This window comes from Stenotrophomonas sepilia (assembly GCF_003244875.1).
Classification (GTDB): Bacteria; Pseudomonadota; Gammaproteobacteria; order Xanthomonadales; family Xanthomonadaceae; genus Stenotrophomonas; species Stenotrophomonas sepilia.
The window spans coordinates 38,572-54,733 of the sequence record NZ_LXXZ01000054.1 but is presented as its reverse complement, the minus strand read 5'-3'; the positions used below and the strand labels follow the sequence as shown (position 1 = coordinate 54,733).

10 protein-coding genes are annotated in these 16,162 nt (G+C 67.0%); 4 read left to right on the top strand and 6 right to left on the bottom strand.

The annotated features are described in order from the left end of the window. Nucleotides 1-2: 2 nt before the first annotated feature. Genes A7X97_RS10355 through A7X97_RS10345 form a run of 3 tightly spaced genes read right to left on the bottom strand, consistent with a single transcriptional unit; the run spans nucleotide 3 to nucleotide 5,391 of the window. Nucleotides 3-1,718, bottom strand: coding sequence for an alpha-amylase family glycosyl hydrolase (locus A7X97_RS10355; RefSeq protein ID WP_088496555.1), 1,716 nt, complete (start codon nucleotides 1,716-1,718; stop codon nucleotides 3-5). Next, nucleotides 1,718-3,205, bottom strand: coding sequence for an MFS transporter (locus A7X97_RS10350; RefSeq protein ID WP_088496554.1), 1,488 nt, complete (start codon nucleotides 3,203-3,205; stop codon nucleotides 1,718-1,720). The genes A7X97_RS10355 and A7X97_RS10350 overlap by 1 nt, the downstream gene beginning before the upstream one ends. Continuing rightward, nucleotides 3,202-5,391: a glucosidase family protein gene (locus tag A7X97_RS10345; protein WP_088496553.1), complete on the bottom strand. Its 2,190-nt coding sequence runs from the start codon at nucleotides 5,389-5,391 to the stop codon at nucleotides 3,202-3,204. The genes A7X97_RS10350 and A7X97_RS10345 overlap by 4 nt, the downstream gene beginning before the upstream one ends. 237 nt (nucleotides 5,392-5,628) lie before the next feature. Between A7X97_RS10345 and A7X97_RS10340 the strand changes: the two genes are divergently transcribed. Together A7X97_RS10340 and A7X97_RS10335 are read left to right on the top strand one after the other, a co-directional pair. After that, a complete protein-coding gene (locus A7X97_RS10340; protein WP_111007896.1) occupies nucleotides 5,629-7,683 on the top strand; it encodes a glycoside hydrolase family 97 protein in 2,055 nt (684 codons plus the stop codon). 275 nt (nucleotides 7,684-7,958) lie between these two features. Further along, nucleotides 7,959-10,715, top strand: coding sequence for a TonB-dependent receptor (locus tag A7X97_RS10335; protein WP_181503436.1), 2,757 nt, complete (start codon nucleotides 7,959-7,961; stop codon nucleotides 10,713-10,715). 281 nt (nucleotides 10,716-10,996) lie between these two features. Here A7X97_RS10335 and A7X97_RS10330 read toward each other — a convergent pair whose 3' ends face one another. Then, nucleotides 10,997-12,610: an alpha-glucosidase family protein gene (locus A7X97_RS10330; protein ID WP_111007895.1), complete on the bottom strand. Its 1,614-nt coding sequence runs from the start codon at nucleotides 12,608-12,610 to the stop codon at nucleotides 10,997-10,999. Between the two features lie 214 nt (nucleotides 12,611-12,824). Between A7X97_RS10330 and A7X97_RS10325 the strand changes: the two genes are divergently transcribed. Then, entirely contained in the window at nucleotides 12,825-13,823 is a 999-nt protein-coding gene (locus A7X97_RS10325; protein ID WP_111007894.1) for a polyprenyl synthetase family protein, read from the top strand. 187 nt (nucleotides 13,824-14,010) lie between these two features. Here the strand turns inward: A7X97_RS10325 and A7X97_RS10320 are convergent, their stop codons facing one another. Continuing rightward, complete coding sequence (locus tag A7X97_RS10320; RefSeq protein WP_111007893.1) at nucleotides 14,011-14,802, bottom strand: dienelactone hydrolase family protein; 792 nt, start codon at nucleotides 14,800-14,802, stop codon at nucleotides 14,011-14,013. Between the two features lie 133 nt (nucleotides 14,803-14,935). On the opposite strand from A7X97_RS10320, the gene A7X97_RS10315 reads away from it, so the two are divergent. Next, nucleotides 14,936-15,532 carry an SMI1/KNR4 family protein gene (locus tag A7X97_RS10315; protein ID WP_111007892.1) on the top strand — a complete coding sequence of 199 codons (597 nt, stop codon included), beginning with the start codon at nucleotides 14,936-14,938 and terminating at the stop codon, nucleotides 15,530-15,532. Nucleotides 15,533-15,592: 60 nt separating this feature from the next. On the opposite strand, the gene A7X97_RS10310 is transcribed toward A7X97_RS10315, so the two are convergent. Next, nucleotides 15,593-16,126 carry a hypothetical protein gene (locus A7X97_RS10310; protein WP_111007891.1) on the bottom strand — a complete coding sequence of 178 codons (534 nt, stop codon included), beginning with the start codon at nucleotides 16,124-16,126 and terminating at the stop codon, nucleotides 15,593-15,595. Between the last annotated feature and the right edge of the window lie 36 nt (nucleotides 16,127-16,162).

Sequence of the window (16,162 nt, the reverse complement as noted above, 5' to 3'; positions counted from 1 at the left end):
CACTACCGCCCCAGGCGCTGGTCCCGTGCCCGCTGGTCAGCCATCGCCTTGTCCAGTTCGGCCTGCAGTGCCGGCTGCTGCACGGTGGCGTCCAGCACATAGACCTTTACCCCATGCGCCGGCACGTTAGTCTTCAGCTGCCGCTCGACCTTCACCGTGCCGCCATCCAGCGCGTCACGCCACGTGCCGGCCTGCAGGTAGCGATCCACCTCGAAGGTGCGCGCCACATCGCCCTTGTTCAGCAGCACCAGCGCCGTCTGCGCCAGATCTTCCTGCTGCAGCACGCGCAGGAACACCGCTTCGTCGCCGTGCAGGCGCTCGTTCACCTGCAAGCCACGCTGCAGTGCCGGGGTCGCTTCACGCAGTTTGGCGATACGCTGCAGCGGCGCGAAGATCGGGCTCTGCGGCGCAGCGTCCACACGCGGCTGGCCGAAGTAGGCACGGTTGCCTGCATGCTCGGCGCGGCCACGCATGAAGCCGGTCTCCGAGCCGTAATAGACCACCGGAATGCCGCGCGCGGTGAACAGCCAGTTGTGCGCGTCGATGAAGCCACTGTCGCTGGCCTGCAGGCGCGGCATGTCGTGGTTGTCGTAGAAGCTCATCAGCTCGTACGGATTGGCATACGGGCCACCGCTCAGGTGCAGCGGCTCGGCCAGGGTCTCGAAGCCCTTGCCGGCGGTGCCGAAGGTCTGCTCCAGAGCACCGCGCAACGGGAAGTCGAGCACGCTGACATTGGCGTTGACCGGCCAGGTGTGCTCGGCAATGGTCGCCGCGTTGTAGTCGAAGGCTTCGCCGAACATGAACATGCCCGGGTGCTCGGCGCGGATGCGCTTGACGAATTCATGCCACCACGGGTGCGGCAGCCAACCGATGGTGTCGATGCGCAATGCGTCCACGCCCTGCGCGGTCCACTGCAGGTAAGCGCCGACCAGGTAATCCATCACCGCCGGATTGTCCTGGTTGAAGTCGGACAGTTCGGCCAGGTTGCCGTCGAAGATCGAGCCGTCCTTGCTGTCGACCGGACCGATGTTGTTGTAGAACGCGTGCAGCGGGTTGTGCTTCGGGTCCAGCTTCTGCGGCGGCAGGTTCTGGTGGTCGGCGATCAACTTTCCATCCTTGTCGAAGATCTGACCGAACTGCGGTTGCCGTGTCGGCATGGTCCAGGCCGGCGAACCGTGGTTGCCTACGATGTCCAGCACCACCTTCAGGCCGGCACCGTGCAGGCCCTTGGTCAGTCCGGCGAAGTCCAGGTCCCTGCTGGGCAGGTGCTCATCGAGTCTGTAGAAGTTGATGCCCCAGTAGCCGTGGTAGCCGGTCTTGCCGCGGTCGGTCAGCGTGCTGGTGCAGCTGATCGGCTTGCTGCCGGTGAAAGCTTGGTCGGGGTTGTCGATGATCGGCGTGATCCACACCGCGCCGAAACCCAGGTTGCGGATGTACTGCGCATTGTCGAGCACGCCACGGAAGTCGCCGCCGAGGTAGCCAATGTTGCCGTCCACCTTGTCCGGGCATGGCACCGGGATGTCGAAGGTGCGGTGCGCGCCACCCTGGTCGCGATGGTCATTGGATGGATCACCGTTGACGAAGCGGTCGGTGACCACGAAGTACACCGCATCGCTGGCGAACGGTTCGGTGGTGCCGACGTAGTCCGGGCGCGGCGTGGCCACGGCCTGGCCGGCGAACAGGGCAAGGGAAACGGCAACAGCCAGGACACCACGCATCACACCACCTCCGGACGGGACGGAACCCGCAGCACGCACAGGCCGGCGACGAACAGGCTGCAGCCGCCCAGCACCAGCACATGCATCGGCTGGCCACCCAGCCATGCGCGCAGGGCAAAGCCAAGCGCACTGGCCGCCACCAGCTGCGGGATCACGATGAAGAAATTGAAGATGCCCATGTACACACCCATCTTCGACGCAGGCACGCTGTCGGACAGCAGTGCATACGGCAACGACAGGATCGATGCCCAGGCAAAACCCACACCCACCATCGACAGCAGCAGCCAGTGCGGGTCGCGGATGAACATCAGCGAGACCAGGCCGGCAGCGCCCAGCCACAGGTTGACCAGGTGGCTCCAGCGCAGGCCGATCGCACGCACCATCGGTGGAATCAGCACCGCCGCCAACGCAGCGAAGCCGTTGTAGGCGCCAAACAGCACGCCAACCCAGTTGGCACCTTCGTTGTAGGCCGCCGACTGTGGATCGGTCGAACCGAAGTGGGTACCGGCCACCGCAGCAGTGGTGTAGATCCACATGGCGAAAAGCGCGAACCATGAGAAGAACTGCACCCACGCCAGGCGGCGCATGGTCACCGGCATCGCGCGCAGGTCGCCGACGATGGCGGCCAGCATATGCGTGGCCGGCAACACGCGCGCGGCCGCCAGCAGCAGGCCGTAGCCGGCGCACAGGCCTGCCAGCACATACAGCATCCTGTCGCCTTGCCGCCAGGTGATCAGCAGCGCCAACAGCACACCCAGCCCTAGCCACAGGGCCACCCGCGTCCATGGCGCCGGGCCGTTGATCACCGCTCCCGCATGATGCGCCGGCGGCTCGGCATCATCGAAGGCAGCCAGTTCTGCTGGTGAATATTCGCGGGTGCTGACCACCGTCCAGGTGATTGCCGCCAGCAGCACCGCCGCGCCGAAGTAGAACGCATAGCGCACGGTGTCCGGCACCTCACCGGCGGCGGCCGTATTGGCAACGCCGAAATGGGCCAGGATGAACGGCAGGAAGCTGGCGACGATGGCGCCCACGCCGATGAAGAAGCTCTGCATCGCGTAGCCGGCCGGACGCTGGCGTGGCGCCAGCTGGTCGCCGACAAAGGCACGGAAAGGCTCCATCGATACGTTGATCGAGGCATCGAGCACCCACAGCGTGCCGGCCGCGATCCACAGCGTCGGCGAATTCGGCATCACCAGCAGGGCCAGCGTGGTCAGCACCGCACCGATCATGAAGAACGGACGGCGCCGCCCCCAGCGCGTCCAGGTGCGGTCGGACAGGTAGCCGATCACCGGCTGCACCAGCAGGCCGGTCAGCGGCGCGGCGATCCACAGCCCGGGTACCGCGTCGATGTCCGCGCCCAGCGTCTCGAAGATACGGCTGGCGTTGGCATTCTGCAGGGCGAAGCCGAACTGGATGCCGAGAAAACCGAAACACATGTTCCAGATCTGCCAGAACGACAGCTGGGGTTTGGCGGGGCGATTCATCGCGCGCCCTCTACGGCCACGGGCGCCACCGTCAGCGCCTGCACCTGCGCCTGGTTGAGCACGCCGTCGCGCCCGCCCTTGCCCCCGGTGTAGTGCGCGAAGTGCTGCAGTGTGCTCATGTTGAAGCCCTCTTCAAGCGTGACCGCGCATCGGCCCTTCGGCACCGGGAACGTCGCCGAGGTCGAGTCCTGCACGGCCACGCTGTGCGGCAGGGTGACGGTGTGCCGCTGCAACGGCTGGCCCGGGCACTGCAGCACCAGCTGCTTCACCGCGGCGGTCACGCCCGTGTTGATCGGCCCATTCGCGTTGCTGTACTGCAGGCGCAGGCGCACCTGCCCCGCCTTGGCCGAGGTGAACTGCCAGCGCTCGGCACCCTTCAATCGCTGCTGCGGACCGACGCAGACCATCGGACTGTGCAGCGATTCCAATGCGCCGTCGCGCCGGGTCAGGCTCAGACAATGCTGCAGGCCATCGTCACCGATGCGTGCCAGGCCATTGCTGGCGGTGAGCGCCCGGCCGTCCTGCCACAGCACCTGGCCGGCAGCGACCTCGACATTCCAGCCCCTGCCCTCGCGTCGCGCCTGCGGTGCGGCCGGCGTGGCCGGTGCGCGCGCATTGGCGTCGGCCGTCGTCGCCACGCTGCGCGGTGCCGCTGCGGTGGCCACCAGCTGCACGGTGGTGGTGGCGCCACGCGTCTTTACCTCGCCCGCCACCAGCAGGCCATCACCCACCTGCTTCGGCCGCTCCAGCACATAGCGCTTGCCATCGGCCTCCAGGGAGATGCGGCGCTGCTTGCCGAACAGTTCGGGGACCAGCGCGGCTGGCAGCTTGGGCTGCACGCGGCCATCGTCCTGCACGCCGAACACGCCCTCGACCACCATCGACAGATATCCAGCCACCGACCACAGCTGGCGCTCCGAATTGACCACCGGCCCGCTGAGCGCGCCTTCATCCACATGGACGGCCTGGGTGACCAGTTCGTAGTTCTCCATGTTGGAGCCGGCCAGCGCGGCACCGCGCATCAGCGAGCGGATCTCGGCGGCGATGCGCGGCGCATCGTCCAGCTGCCGCGCCGCACGCAGCGAGTAGGCACTGACGAACGGCCAGATCGCCCGGTTGTGATAGATCGGCTGTTGTGCTTCCTGCGGCCAGACCACCGGGCTGCCAGCCGGGCCCATCGGATACGCCGCCAGCGCACGCCGCGCGCGCCCGGGCGGCAGCACCTCGGCGAGGATGCCCAGCGAGAGGCCGAGCAGATCGACCTTGGCGTACGGTACCGGGTGCGCGGCTTCGCCGATGTAGCTCATGTACTGGCCGATATCCTCGCGCCAGAAGCGCGCATCGATCTGCTGCGCCAATGCATCGGCCCAGGCCTTGTAGTCGGCCGCGCGGGCATCGCCGTGCTGCCCGGCCAGGCGTTCGGCCAGGCGCAGTGCCTGGTAGTGCAGCACGTTGGTGGACAGTGCGTAGGAATCACCGATGAAACGCACATCCTCGCGGGTCCAGTCTGGATAGGTCTGCTCGCGCCAGTCCAGGAAGGAGGTCTCGCCGCGGTACAGGCCCATCTGCACGTCGAACACCATCGCGCGGTCCTGCGCCAGCGTGCCCTGCAGCGCCTGCCAGACCTGGTCGGCAAACGCGCGATCCTCCAGCAGGTGACGCGCGGCCAGGAACCACACCACGCGGTCGCTGCTGATCGGCCAGCTGCCGCCGGAGCCGGTGTCCTGCGCAACGAACAGGCCGGGCGTACGGCCATCGCGCGCCGCCGACAGCTTGAACTGCAGCGACTGCCGGGTGCGCTTCGGGTCCAGGCGTGCGAGCGCCAGATCGGCGGCAAAGCTGACATCGCGCGTCCACACATAGGGCCAGCGCGCGCCGGTCTGGAAGCACTCGCAGGGCACCGGCCGGCCTTCGTCGAAGGCGGGATCACGGATCGCATCCACGCGGTCCTGGTCCATCTCCTGCTGGGCCAGTGCGAACAGGGCATCGAACATCACGCTGCCGGTCTGGCTGCGCATCGGCATCGGCGCGATGCGCACCTCGCGCTTCGGCGCATGCAGCACGAAGCTGCCCTTGGCAGTGGCTTCGGCGCGCGCATGGCGGCCGTCGAATTGCAGGTCGGCCGCCTGCGCGGTCGTCCCCAGCGCTGCCCCCAGGGCAGCGGTCAGGCAAATGATCTTCAGCATCGAAGCGGCGGACCGGCTCGCGCCCGTCGGCCTCCCTCCCTCTCTGCACGCGTTGTAGGTCCGCACCGTCGTTGCCGGCGGGCGGGCGCGGCCCCTCCCTCAAGGTGCCCTGGCGCCATGGTAGACGCGGGGCTGTCGGCTGCGTCCAGTTGCATACGTATTCATGGCGTCGCGCGGTAGCGCACCCGCCGCGCTGGCTTATGGTCCGGGTCTGCCAAAGGCGCCTTGGGAGGGGAATTGCCGATGTCACCCACTGCTGTACGTGCGGTATTCGCGCACATGCTGGGCCTGGCCCTGATCGGATGGGCCACGCTGGTACAGGCCGCGCCCCAGGTGGCCAGCGTCGAATCGCCGGGCAAGGTGTTGAAGGTCAGCCTGGTGCTGCACGGCGGCACGGCCCGCTACCGGGTCGAGCGCCTGGGCGACACTGTGGTGGAGGATTCGAAGCTCGGCTTCGCCCTGCGCGACGGTCGCCTGGACCGCGATTTCACTCTGCTGGGCCAGCAGCGGCGCAGCGTCGATGACACCTGGGAGCAGCCGTGGGGCGAACGCCGGCTCACCCGCAACCATTTCAACGAGCTGACCGTGCAGCTGGCCGAAACCACCGGCAGCAAGCGCCGGCTGGATGTAGTGTTCCGCGTCTACGACGATGGCCTCGGCTTCCGCTACGTATTCCCCGAACAGCCGAATCTGCGCGAGGCCATCATCGATGACGAGCTGACCGAGTTCGCCATCGCACAGGACTCCACCGCCTGGTGGATCCCCGCCGGCGAGCCGATCCACTACGAGTACCTGTACCAGCGCACCCCGCTGCGCGAAGTACCGCTGGTGCATACGCCGATGACCCTGCGCAGCCGCGATGGCCTGCACGTGGCGATCCACGAGGCTGCGCTGGTGGACTACGCCGGCATGTGGCTGCGCCGCAGCGAGGGCCAGCGCCTGCGCGCGCAGCTGTCGCCCTCGGCTGAAGGCTGGAAGGTGCGCCGCACCCTGCCCTTCGCCACGCCGTGGCGCACGCTGCAGATCGCCGACCGTGCCGGCGGCCTGGTCGAATCGGACCTGATCCTCAACCTCAACGAACCCAATGCACTGGGTGATGTGAGCTGGGTGAAACCAGCCAAGTACCTGGGCGTGTGGTGGTCGATGCACCTGGACAACGAGAGCTGGGCGACCGGGCCGAAGCACGCGGCCACCACCGCCAAGACGAAAAAAGTCATCGACTTCGCCGCGGCGCACGGCTTCCGCGGCGTGCTGGTGGAGGGCTGGAACCCAGGCTGGGACGGCATGTGGGTGGGCAATGGCTACGACTTCGATTTCACCCGCGCCACGCCCGATTTCGACATCGAAGCGCTGTCGGCGTATGGCCTGAAGAAAGGCGTGCACCTGATCGGCCACCATGAAACCGGCTGCGCCATCGAACATTACGAGGCCCAGCTGGACGCCGCGCTGGACCTGTACGCACGGCTGGGCGTGGACCAGTTCAAGACCGGCTACGTCTGCGACGACGGCCAGGTCGACCGCCGCAATCCCACGGGGGGCCCACTGTGGCGCGAGTGGCATGACGGGCAGTTCATGGCCCGCCACCATCTGAAGGTGGTGCAGGAAGCCGCGCGCCGGCACCTGTCGGTGAACCCGCATGAGCCGATCAAGGACACCGGCCTGCGCCGCACCTATCCCAACTGGATCTCGCGCGAAGGCGCACGCGGCATGGAGTACAACGCCTGGGGCCAGCCACCGAACCCGCCGGAGCACGAGGTCAACCTGGTGTTCACCCGCATGCTGGCCGGGCCGATGGACTACACCCCCGGCATCCTCAGCCTGAAGGGCCGCCACGGCCAGGCCATCCCCAGTACGTTGGCCCGCCAACTGGCGCTGTACGTGGTGCTGTACAGCCCGATCCAGATGGCCGCCGACCTGCCCGAACACTACCTGCAGCATCGCGAGGCGTTCCGTTTCATCGAGGGCGTGGCGGTGGACTGGGAGCAGAGCCGCGTGCTCGATGGCGAAGTGGGCGACTACGTGACGATCGTGCGCCGCGACCGCAACAGCCGCGACTGGTTCCTCGGCAGCATCACCGATGAACACGGCCGCGTGCTGCCGGTGTCGCTGGGCTTCCTGGAACCTGGCGTGCGCTACCGCGCCGAGATCTACCGTGATGGTGAAGGCGCGGATTTCCGCAGCAACCCGTTCGCGTTCGTTCGCGAAACCCGCGAAGTGACCAGCGCCGATGCACTGACGCTGGTGCTGGCACCCGGCGGTGGCCAGGCCATTCGCTTCACGCCGATCCGCTGAACGTTTTCCTGCCTGCGCCCCCGTAGCGCCCGAGCCCACGCTCGGGCGGCGGTGCGTAGCACCGAAATGCAGCCGAGCATGGGCTCGGCTCTACAGAACGAGACACTTGAAAGCGATTACATCCCTGCAGACGCCATTGAATACGTATGCAGGGTGATTCCCGCGAAGAACGCGCTGCCTACCATAGCGGCGACGACAGCGGCCACCGCGTCGCACGTTCACGGCCCCGCCGGAACGCTCACAAATCGATCTGCAACATTGCCTGGGAGGGGAAAATGTTGAACCACAAGCGCAGCGCGCTGAGCATCGCGCTGGCCGTTGTCCTGGCGCCGACACTGGCGTCGGCACAGTCCACGCAGAACACCACCACACCGGCCGGCACCGCCGCCACCAACCTCGATACGGTGCAGGTCACCGGCATCCGCCGCGGCATCGAGAGCGCGATCGCGGTCAAGCAGGACGCCACCTCGGTGGTCGAAGCGATCTCCGCCGAAGACATCGGCAAGCTGCCCGACGTCAGCATCGCCGAGTCCATTTCGCGCCTGCCCGGCCTGGCCGCCCAGCGCGTGGCGGGCCGCGCGCAGGTGATCAGCGTCCGCGGCCTGTCGCCGGACTTCGCCACCACCCTGCTCAATGGCCGCGAAGTGGTCAGCACTGGCGACAACCGTGGCGTCGAGTTCGACCAGTACCCGTCCGAGCTGGTCAACGGCGTGACCGTGTACAAGACCCCGGATGCGGCGCTGGTCGGCCAGGGCCTGTCGGGCACCATCGACATGCAGACCGCGCGCCCGCTCAGCTTCGGCGAGCGCGTGATCGCGGTCAGTGGCCGCTACCAGAAGAGCTCGCTGGGCCGCGCCGCCAACACCGATCCGTACGGCAACCGCTTCAGCGCCAGCTACATCGACCAGTTCCTGGACAAGACCCTGGGCATCGCCATCGGCTATGCGCACAGCGACATGCCGATCCAGGAGAACCAGGTCGGCCTGTACGAACCGTGGACCACCGAGCACACCGACAAGGGCGACCGTCCGGGCGTGGGTGCCGGCACCTACTTCTCCGATGGCATCAAGGCGCTGCGCCGCACCGGCAACAACAAGCGCGACGGCGTGATGGCCACGATCCAGTTCCGGCCGAACAACAGCTGGACCAGCACCTTCGATGCGTTCCACACCGAAGCCGAGCAGATCGACACCGCCAACCAGTTCGAGCTGAACCTCAGCAACTACAACGGCAACTACACCCCGGGCCTGCTGGTCAGCAACCCGCAGGTCAACGCCAATGGTTCGTTCACTGGCGGCACCGCCAGCGGCGTGTACCCGCTGGTACGCGGCATGTACAACAAGCGCAAGGACAAGATCGACGCATTCGGCTGGAACAACGAGTTCAACTTCAGTGGCGTCAAGCTGGTCGCCGACCTGAACTACTCCAAGGCCACGCGCGACGAGCTGAACCTGGAAAACAACCTGCAGCTGACGCCGATGCCGCAGCTGGATACGGTCGGCGTGTCGATCCGCCAGGACGGCTTCTCGCAGATCAGCCCGGGCCTGAACTACTCCAACCCGGATGCGTTGTTCCTGACCAACACCATCTATGGTTCCGGCTACGGCAAGGTGCCGAAGGTGGAAGACCGCCTGAAGGGTGGCAAGCTGGCCGCCACCATCGCCCTGCCCGACGCCGTCGCGTCGTGGGCGCCGGACATCGACATCGGCGTGAACTACGCCGACCGCCGCAAGGTGAAGACCCAGTCCGAAGGCAACATCCTGCTGGGTGCGCAGGGCGACGCCAACATCGCCTCGGACCTGCAGTACCGCCCGGTCAACCTGGGCTTCGCCGGCCTCGGCACCATCCCGGCCTGGAACGTACCGGCCGCGGTGGGCCGCTACATGACCTTCAACCCGGTCGACAACCTGGACTACCTGATTCCCAAGTCGTGGACGGTACAGGAGAAGATCACCACCGCCTGGGCGCGCCTGAACATCAACGCCGACATCGGCGACGTCGGCGTGCGCGGCAACATCGGCGTGCAGATGCAGCACACCGACCAGAGTTCGGATTCGCGCTACTGGGACAGCTCGCAGTCGGCCGGTAACAACGTGCAGCCGTACTCGAACGGCCGCACCTACAACGATTGGCTGCCGAGCCTGAACCTGGCCTTCCTGTTCCCGCACCAGCAGACGCTGCGCTTCGCCGTCGCCAAGCAGGTCGCGCGCCCGCGCGTGGACCAGATGCGCGCCGGCCTGGAGTTCGGCGTGGACACCGGCACCGGCCGCCCCGGCGGCAGCGGCGGCAATCCGCTGTTGGACCCGTGGCGTGCCACCGCGCTGGACCTGTCCTACGAGAAGTACTTTGGCGAGAAGGCCTACGTGGCCGCCGCGATCTTCTACAAGGACCTGAAGAGCTACGTCTACACCCAATCGGTCGACAACTACGACTTCACCGCGCTGCTGGGCAGCTACGTGCCGCCGCCGGGCATGACGGCACCGGTGCTGACCACCGGCACCTTCTCCGCCCCGCAGAACGGCAAGGGCGGCACGCTGAAGGGCCTGGAACTGACCGCATCGTTCCCGCTGGAGATGCTGACCGACAGCCTGCGTGGCTTCGGCGTGCAGGCCAGCGCGACCTTCAACAAGAGCGACATCACCATCCTGGACCCGGAGAGCGCCTCCAGCGTTGGCAGTGATCCGATCAGCCTGCCGGGCCTGTCCAAGCGCGTGTACAACTTCACCGCCTATTACGAGCGCAGCGGCTTTGAAGCACGCGTCAGCCAGCGCCGGCGTTCGGACTTCATCGGCGAGATCGGCAACTTCAACGGCAACCGCAGCCTGCGCTACGTGGTCGGCGAGAACGTGACCGATGCGCAGATCAGCTACACCTTCAGCGACAGCAGTGCCCTGCGTGGCCTGACCCTGCTTCTGCAGGGCAGCAACCTGACCAACGAGCCGTACCGCACCTACGCCGGCAGCAAGGACCGCCCGCTGGAGTACATCGAGTGGGGCCGCACCTACATGCTGGGCGTGAACTACAAGTTCTGACCACGGCCGGGTCGTGCCGCCCGCTGGCTGGCACCACCCCGAACCCGGTAGCGCCGGCCGCTGGCCGGCAACACAAAGGGAGCAGGACCGGAAACCCGCTGCGCAGGCAGCGGGTTTTCTTATGCGCGGATGCCAGCACGTGATCGGCAAGGCCCATGCAGCGACGTTCCAACCCGTAGATCCACGCCATGCGTGGATGCCGTTCTCTGGAATCCCACCCACAAAAAAGGGACGGGGCGCTTCGGCCCCGTCCCCGCAAGTACCGCCACCGGAGAAAACGGTCAGCTGCGTCGGGCGCAATACACCGCGCGCGGCGGCAGCTGGAGTTCGTTGCCCTGCACCGTGCCCGCATCCGGGCCCGGTACCGCCACCTGCTGCCAGTTGCCCGGCGGCAGCGGATGGGTCACCGCCTCGGCCGACAGGTTGAAGGCCAGCAGGAGGGTTTCATCTGCAAGCATACGCTCGAACAGCAGCACAGGCTCGGCGCTTTCAAGGAATCTGATGCTGCCATGCAGAAGCGCCGGCTGGGTATGCCGCCAGGCCAGGAACGCGCGGAACGCCGCCAGCACCGAGTGCGGGTCGCGTTCCTGCACGGCCACCGCCGCCGCCCGGTGCTCGGCCGGAATCGGCAGCCAGGGCTGGCCGCTGGTGAAACCTGCTAACGGCGCATCGGTCCATGGCAGCGGGGTGCGGCAGCCATCACGGCCCTTGAAGTTCGGCCAGAAGGTGATGCCGTAGGGGTCCTGCAGTGCCTCGAACGGTACCTCGGCCTCGGCCAGGCCCAGCTCCTCGCCCTGGTACAGGCAGACCGAGCCGCGCAGCGAGCACAGCATCGCCACCAGCATCCGCGCCAGGCGCGGATCGGCCGGGTGGCCGCCCCAGCGGCTGACCGCCCGCTCCACGTCGTGATTGGACACCGCCCAGCACGGCCAGCCTTCGGTCATCGCCGCTTCCAGCCGCGAGACCGTGTCGCGGATATAGGCCGCGCTGTAGTCATCCACCAGCAGCTCGAAGCTGTAACCCATGTGCAGGCGGCCATCGCGGGTGTACTCGGCGGTGGTCGCCAGCGAATCCTCCGAAGAGATCTCGCCCAGGCTGACCGCGCCCGGGTACTGATCCAGCAGCGCGCGCAGGCGCTCCAGGAACGGCAGGTTCTCCGGCTGGGTGTTGTTGTAGTAGTGGTACTGGTAGGCGTACGGGTTGTCCGGGCTGAAGCCGCGCCCCACCCGCTTCTCCGCCGGCTTGGGCGGGTTGTCACGCAGCTGCGCATCGTGGAAGCAGAAGTTGATCGCATCCAGGCGGAAGCCATCCACGCCGCGATCGAGCCAGAAACGGACATTGTCCAGGGTGGCCTGCTGCACGTCCGGGTGGTGGAAGTTCAGGTCCGGCTGGTCGACCAGGAAGTTGTGCAGGTAGTACTGCTCACGGCGCGGCTCCCACTGCCAGGCGCCGCCACCGAACAGCGACAGCCAGTTGTTCGGCGGGGTGCCGTCCTCGCGCGGGTCGGCCCACACGTACCAGTCGGCCTTCGGATTGCTGCGGTCCTGGCGGCTCTCACGGAACCAGGCATGCTCGATCGAGGTATGGCTCAGCACCTGGTCGATCATCACCTTCAGGCCCAGGCCGTGGGCCTTGGCCAGCAGGCGGTCGAAGTCGTCCAGGCTGCCGAACAGCGGGTCGACGTCGCGGTAGTCGGCGATGTCGTAGCCGAAATCGGCCATGGGGGACTTGAAGAACGGCGAGATCCAGATCGCATCCACGCCCAGCGCGGCAATGTGGTCCAGGCGCTCGATGATGCCCGGCAGGTCGCCCACCCCATCGCCGTTGGCATCGAGGAAACTGCGCGGGTAGATCTGGTAGATGACGGCTCCGCGCCACCATGGATAGTGCGACATCGACAGCCCCCCTCCGGGCATGCGGGACCCGCCGGCAGCGGGCCGAAATCCTGATCCGGCAAGCTTAGCGGTGGCCTCGCGGGCATGGCGCAACCTGCATACGTATTCACGCGAAGGGCCGCGCAGGCCGGGCTGGAATTGCCGCTCGGGCCGGTTTGCGCCCGAATTCACGGCCAGCGCCTATAATCGATGGTGAGCCTGAAAGCCTGATCGCATGACCATCACCGAAGACACCCGTCCCGCCCTGGGCCTGCCCCAGATCCAGTCGCTTGCCGCGGCCGACATGGCCGCCGTCGACGCCCTGATCCGGCGCCGGCTGTCCTCGGACGTCGTGCTGATCAACCAGATCGCCGACCACATCATTTCCGCCGGCGGCAAGCGCCTGCGCCCGATGCTGGTGATGCTGGCCGGCCACGCGGTCGGCCACGCCGGCCCGGAGCACCACCAGCTGGCGGCGATCATCGAGTTCATCCACACCTCTACCCTGCTGCACGACGACGTGGTGGACGAGTCCAGCCTGCGGCGTGGCCGCAGCACCGCCAACGCGCTGTGGGGCAACGCGCCCAGCGTGCTGGTGGGCGACTTCCTGTACTCGCGCAGCTTCCAGCTGATGGTCGAGCTGGAGCGCATGCCGGTGATGCAGATCCTGGCCGATGCCACCAACCGCATCGCCGAGGGTGAAGTGCTGCAGCTGCTGCACGTGCACAACCCGGATACCGACGAAGCCGCCTACCTGCGCGTGATCGAGCGCAAGACCGCGGTGCTGTTCGCCGCCGGTACCCGCCTGGGCGCGCTGGCCAGCGGCGTGGATGAAGCCACCCAGCAGGCCCTGTTCGACTACGGCATGCACCTGGGTTACGCATTCCAGATCGCCGACGACGTGCTGGACTACTCGGCCAACGCCGAGGAGCTGGGCAAGAACCTGGGCGACGACCTCGCCGAGGGCAAGGCCACGTTGCCGCTGATCCACGCGATGGCCCACTCCGATGACGCTACCCGCGAGCGCCTGCGCACCATCGTGCAGGACGGCGACGCCTCGGCAATGCCGGAAGTGCTGGCCGCGATCCGCGCCACCGGCGGCCTGGAGTACAGCCGCCGCCGTGCCGAAGAGTACGCCGAAGCCGCCGAGCGTGCCCTGGATGGCCTGGCCGACAACGATGCCGTGGCCGCCCTGCGTGGCCTGGCCCGCTACGCGGTGCAGCGCTCGCATTGATGGGTTGAGGTGTGCCGACCAACGGTCGGCACCCACCCACCGGCATTCCGGTGGGTGCCGACCGTTGGTCGGCACGGAAACGCTCGCATTGACCGCATCTGGTAGTGCCGGCCGCTGGCCGGCAACCTCATGATGCTGCGGGTGTCACGGGAATGCCGGCCAGCGGCCGGCACTACCACTGCACGGCTCAACGCTTCTCGAAGCGTTCCTCGAAGAATTCATCCAGCGCCTTCCACGCGCGCTTGGCCGCCCGCTCGTTGTACTGGCAGCCCGGTGGGCTGTTGGCGTCGCGCTCGGCGAAGCAGTGCACGGCACCGCTGTAGTTGGTGAACTCCCAATCGACCTTGGCCGCATCCATTTCCTTCTGGAAAGCGGCGATGTCCTCGGCGGTCACGCTCCTGTCATCGGCCCCGTTGAGCACCAGCACGGACGGATGGGCGCCACCGGCCTGCGCCGGCAGCGGCGAACCCAACCCACCGTGCAGGCTGACCACAGCGGCCAGCGGCGCACCGGCGCGGGCCAGCTCCAGCACCGTGGTGCCACCGAAACAGAAACCGACCGCACCGATCCGGCTGGCATCCAGCGGTACCTTGCCGGCCTGCGCCTTGAGCACGTTCACCGCTTCCAGTGCACGCGCACGCAGCAGCGGCCGGTCGTTGCGCAGCTTGCTGGCCACCGGTCCCGCCTCCGCATCGCTCTTCGGCCGCACGTCCTTGCCGTAGACATCAGCCACCAGCACCACGTAGTCATCACCGGCCAGCTGCTTGGCCTTCTCGATGGCCGACTCGTTCACGCCCTTCCAGTTCGGCACCATCACCAGGCCGGGGCGCTTGTCATGCTCGCCATCGTCATAGACCAGCACACCACTGAAGGTCGTGCCCTGGTGCTTCCACTCCACCGGCTGCGTCTTCATCGCCGCCCACGCCGGCATCGCCGCCAGCCCCAGCATCATCGCCACACCGCATCGCCAACGATTCATGCGCCTGCTCCGCAAGAAAAAGGGGACGGAGGGGATTAAGCCGTTTTCGCCCCTCCCGCGTCGCATTCTGCATTGGCGGCGTGACGCAGGTGTGGTTGGATACGACTTAATCCCCTCTGTCCCCTTTTTTCGCATGAATCCTGTTGATCGCTTTCTGTCTGGCCTGATCCCGCGTTTGCCTGCCGAGGATGCCCCGCAGTGGGCACATGTCCAGGGCGCCAGCGCCGAGGACCTGCAGCGCCTGCGTGTGCAGTGGCCGCAGGTGCCGGACAGCCTTGTGGAACTCCTATCGCGCGTGGATGGCACCCACTACCGGGAGTACCCCGGCGGCAAGGTCTGCGTACTGATGCTGGGCTCGGACGTGGAGGACGGTGGCTACCCGTACTACCTGCGATCAGTCGCGCAGATCTTCGAGGACCAGCAGCAGTGGGACGACAGCATCCGTTCCATCTACGAAGAGTGGCTGGATGACGAGCCGGAGATCCTGGGTAAAGGCATCGACGGTGATCTGCCGATGAGCAGGCGCCTGTGCTTCTCGCACTGCATGAACAACGGCGGCACCTCGATGCTGTACCTGGATTTCGATCCGGCACCGGGTGGCACCGTCGGCCAGGTGGTGCGCTACCTGCACGATCCGGACAGCTATGCAGTCATTGCGCCGAGCTTCGATGCGTACCTGCAGCAGCTGATCGATGGCGATTACGCGTTCATCGACCAGGACGAGGATTGAAACCCAGCCGAGCATGGGCTCGGCTCTACAGTAGATTCACGCCATGCGTGGATGGCGATCTCACCCGCGTTCGATCCAGTGCAACGTGCCGGGCGCGAACGCCAACAGATCCGCTGCGGCCAGCTGATCCCGCGACCAGCGCCGTTCCGGCGGCTTCGGCTGCCGGGCACCCACCGGACCGTCGTAGTCGCGCACCAGCAGGCCGATGCGCGCGGCCCCAGCCTGCAACAGCGCATCGATACGCTGCAACCACTGGCCGGCATCGTCCAGGGCTTCATCGCGGCGTGCCTGCTGATCCTGTTCATGCCGCGCCAACTGCGCCGCCAACGCGCGCGCGATCTTCGCTTCGCTCCAGCCCTTCCTGCGCCAGCGTTCGGCATCGCCGTTCCACGCACGAACCGCCTGCGCCGAGGCCAGCGACGTGCCGCAATCGCAGTGCACGGCACTCAACCACGGCTGCCAACCGGGCCCGACCGCTGACTGCAGGCTGGGCGAATCCTGCGCAAACAGGCGCCGGCCACTGCGCTGCATGATCGCGGCGGCTTCAATGTGCGATAAGGATGCGGGCAGGAACAGGGTAATGAAGGTGCACACGCGGCTATCCGGGTCCGTCCGGGGATGCGCCCATGG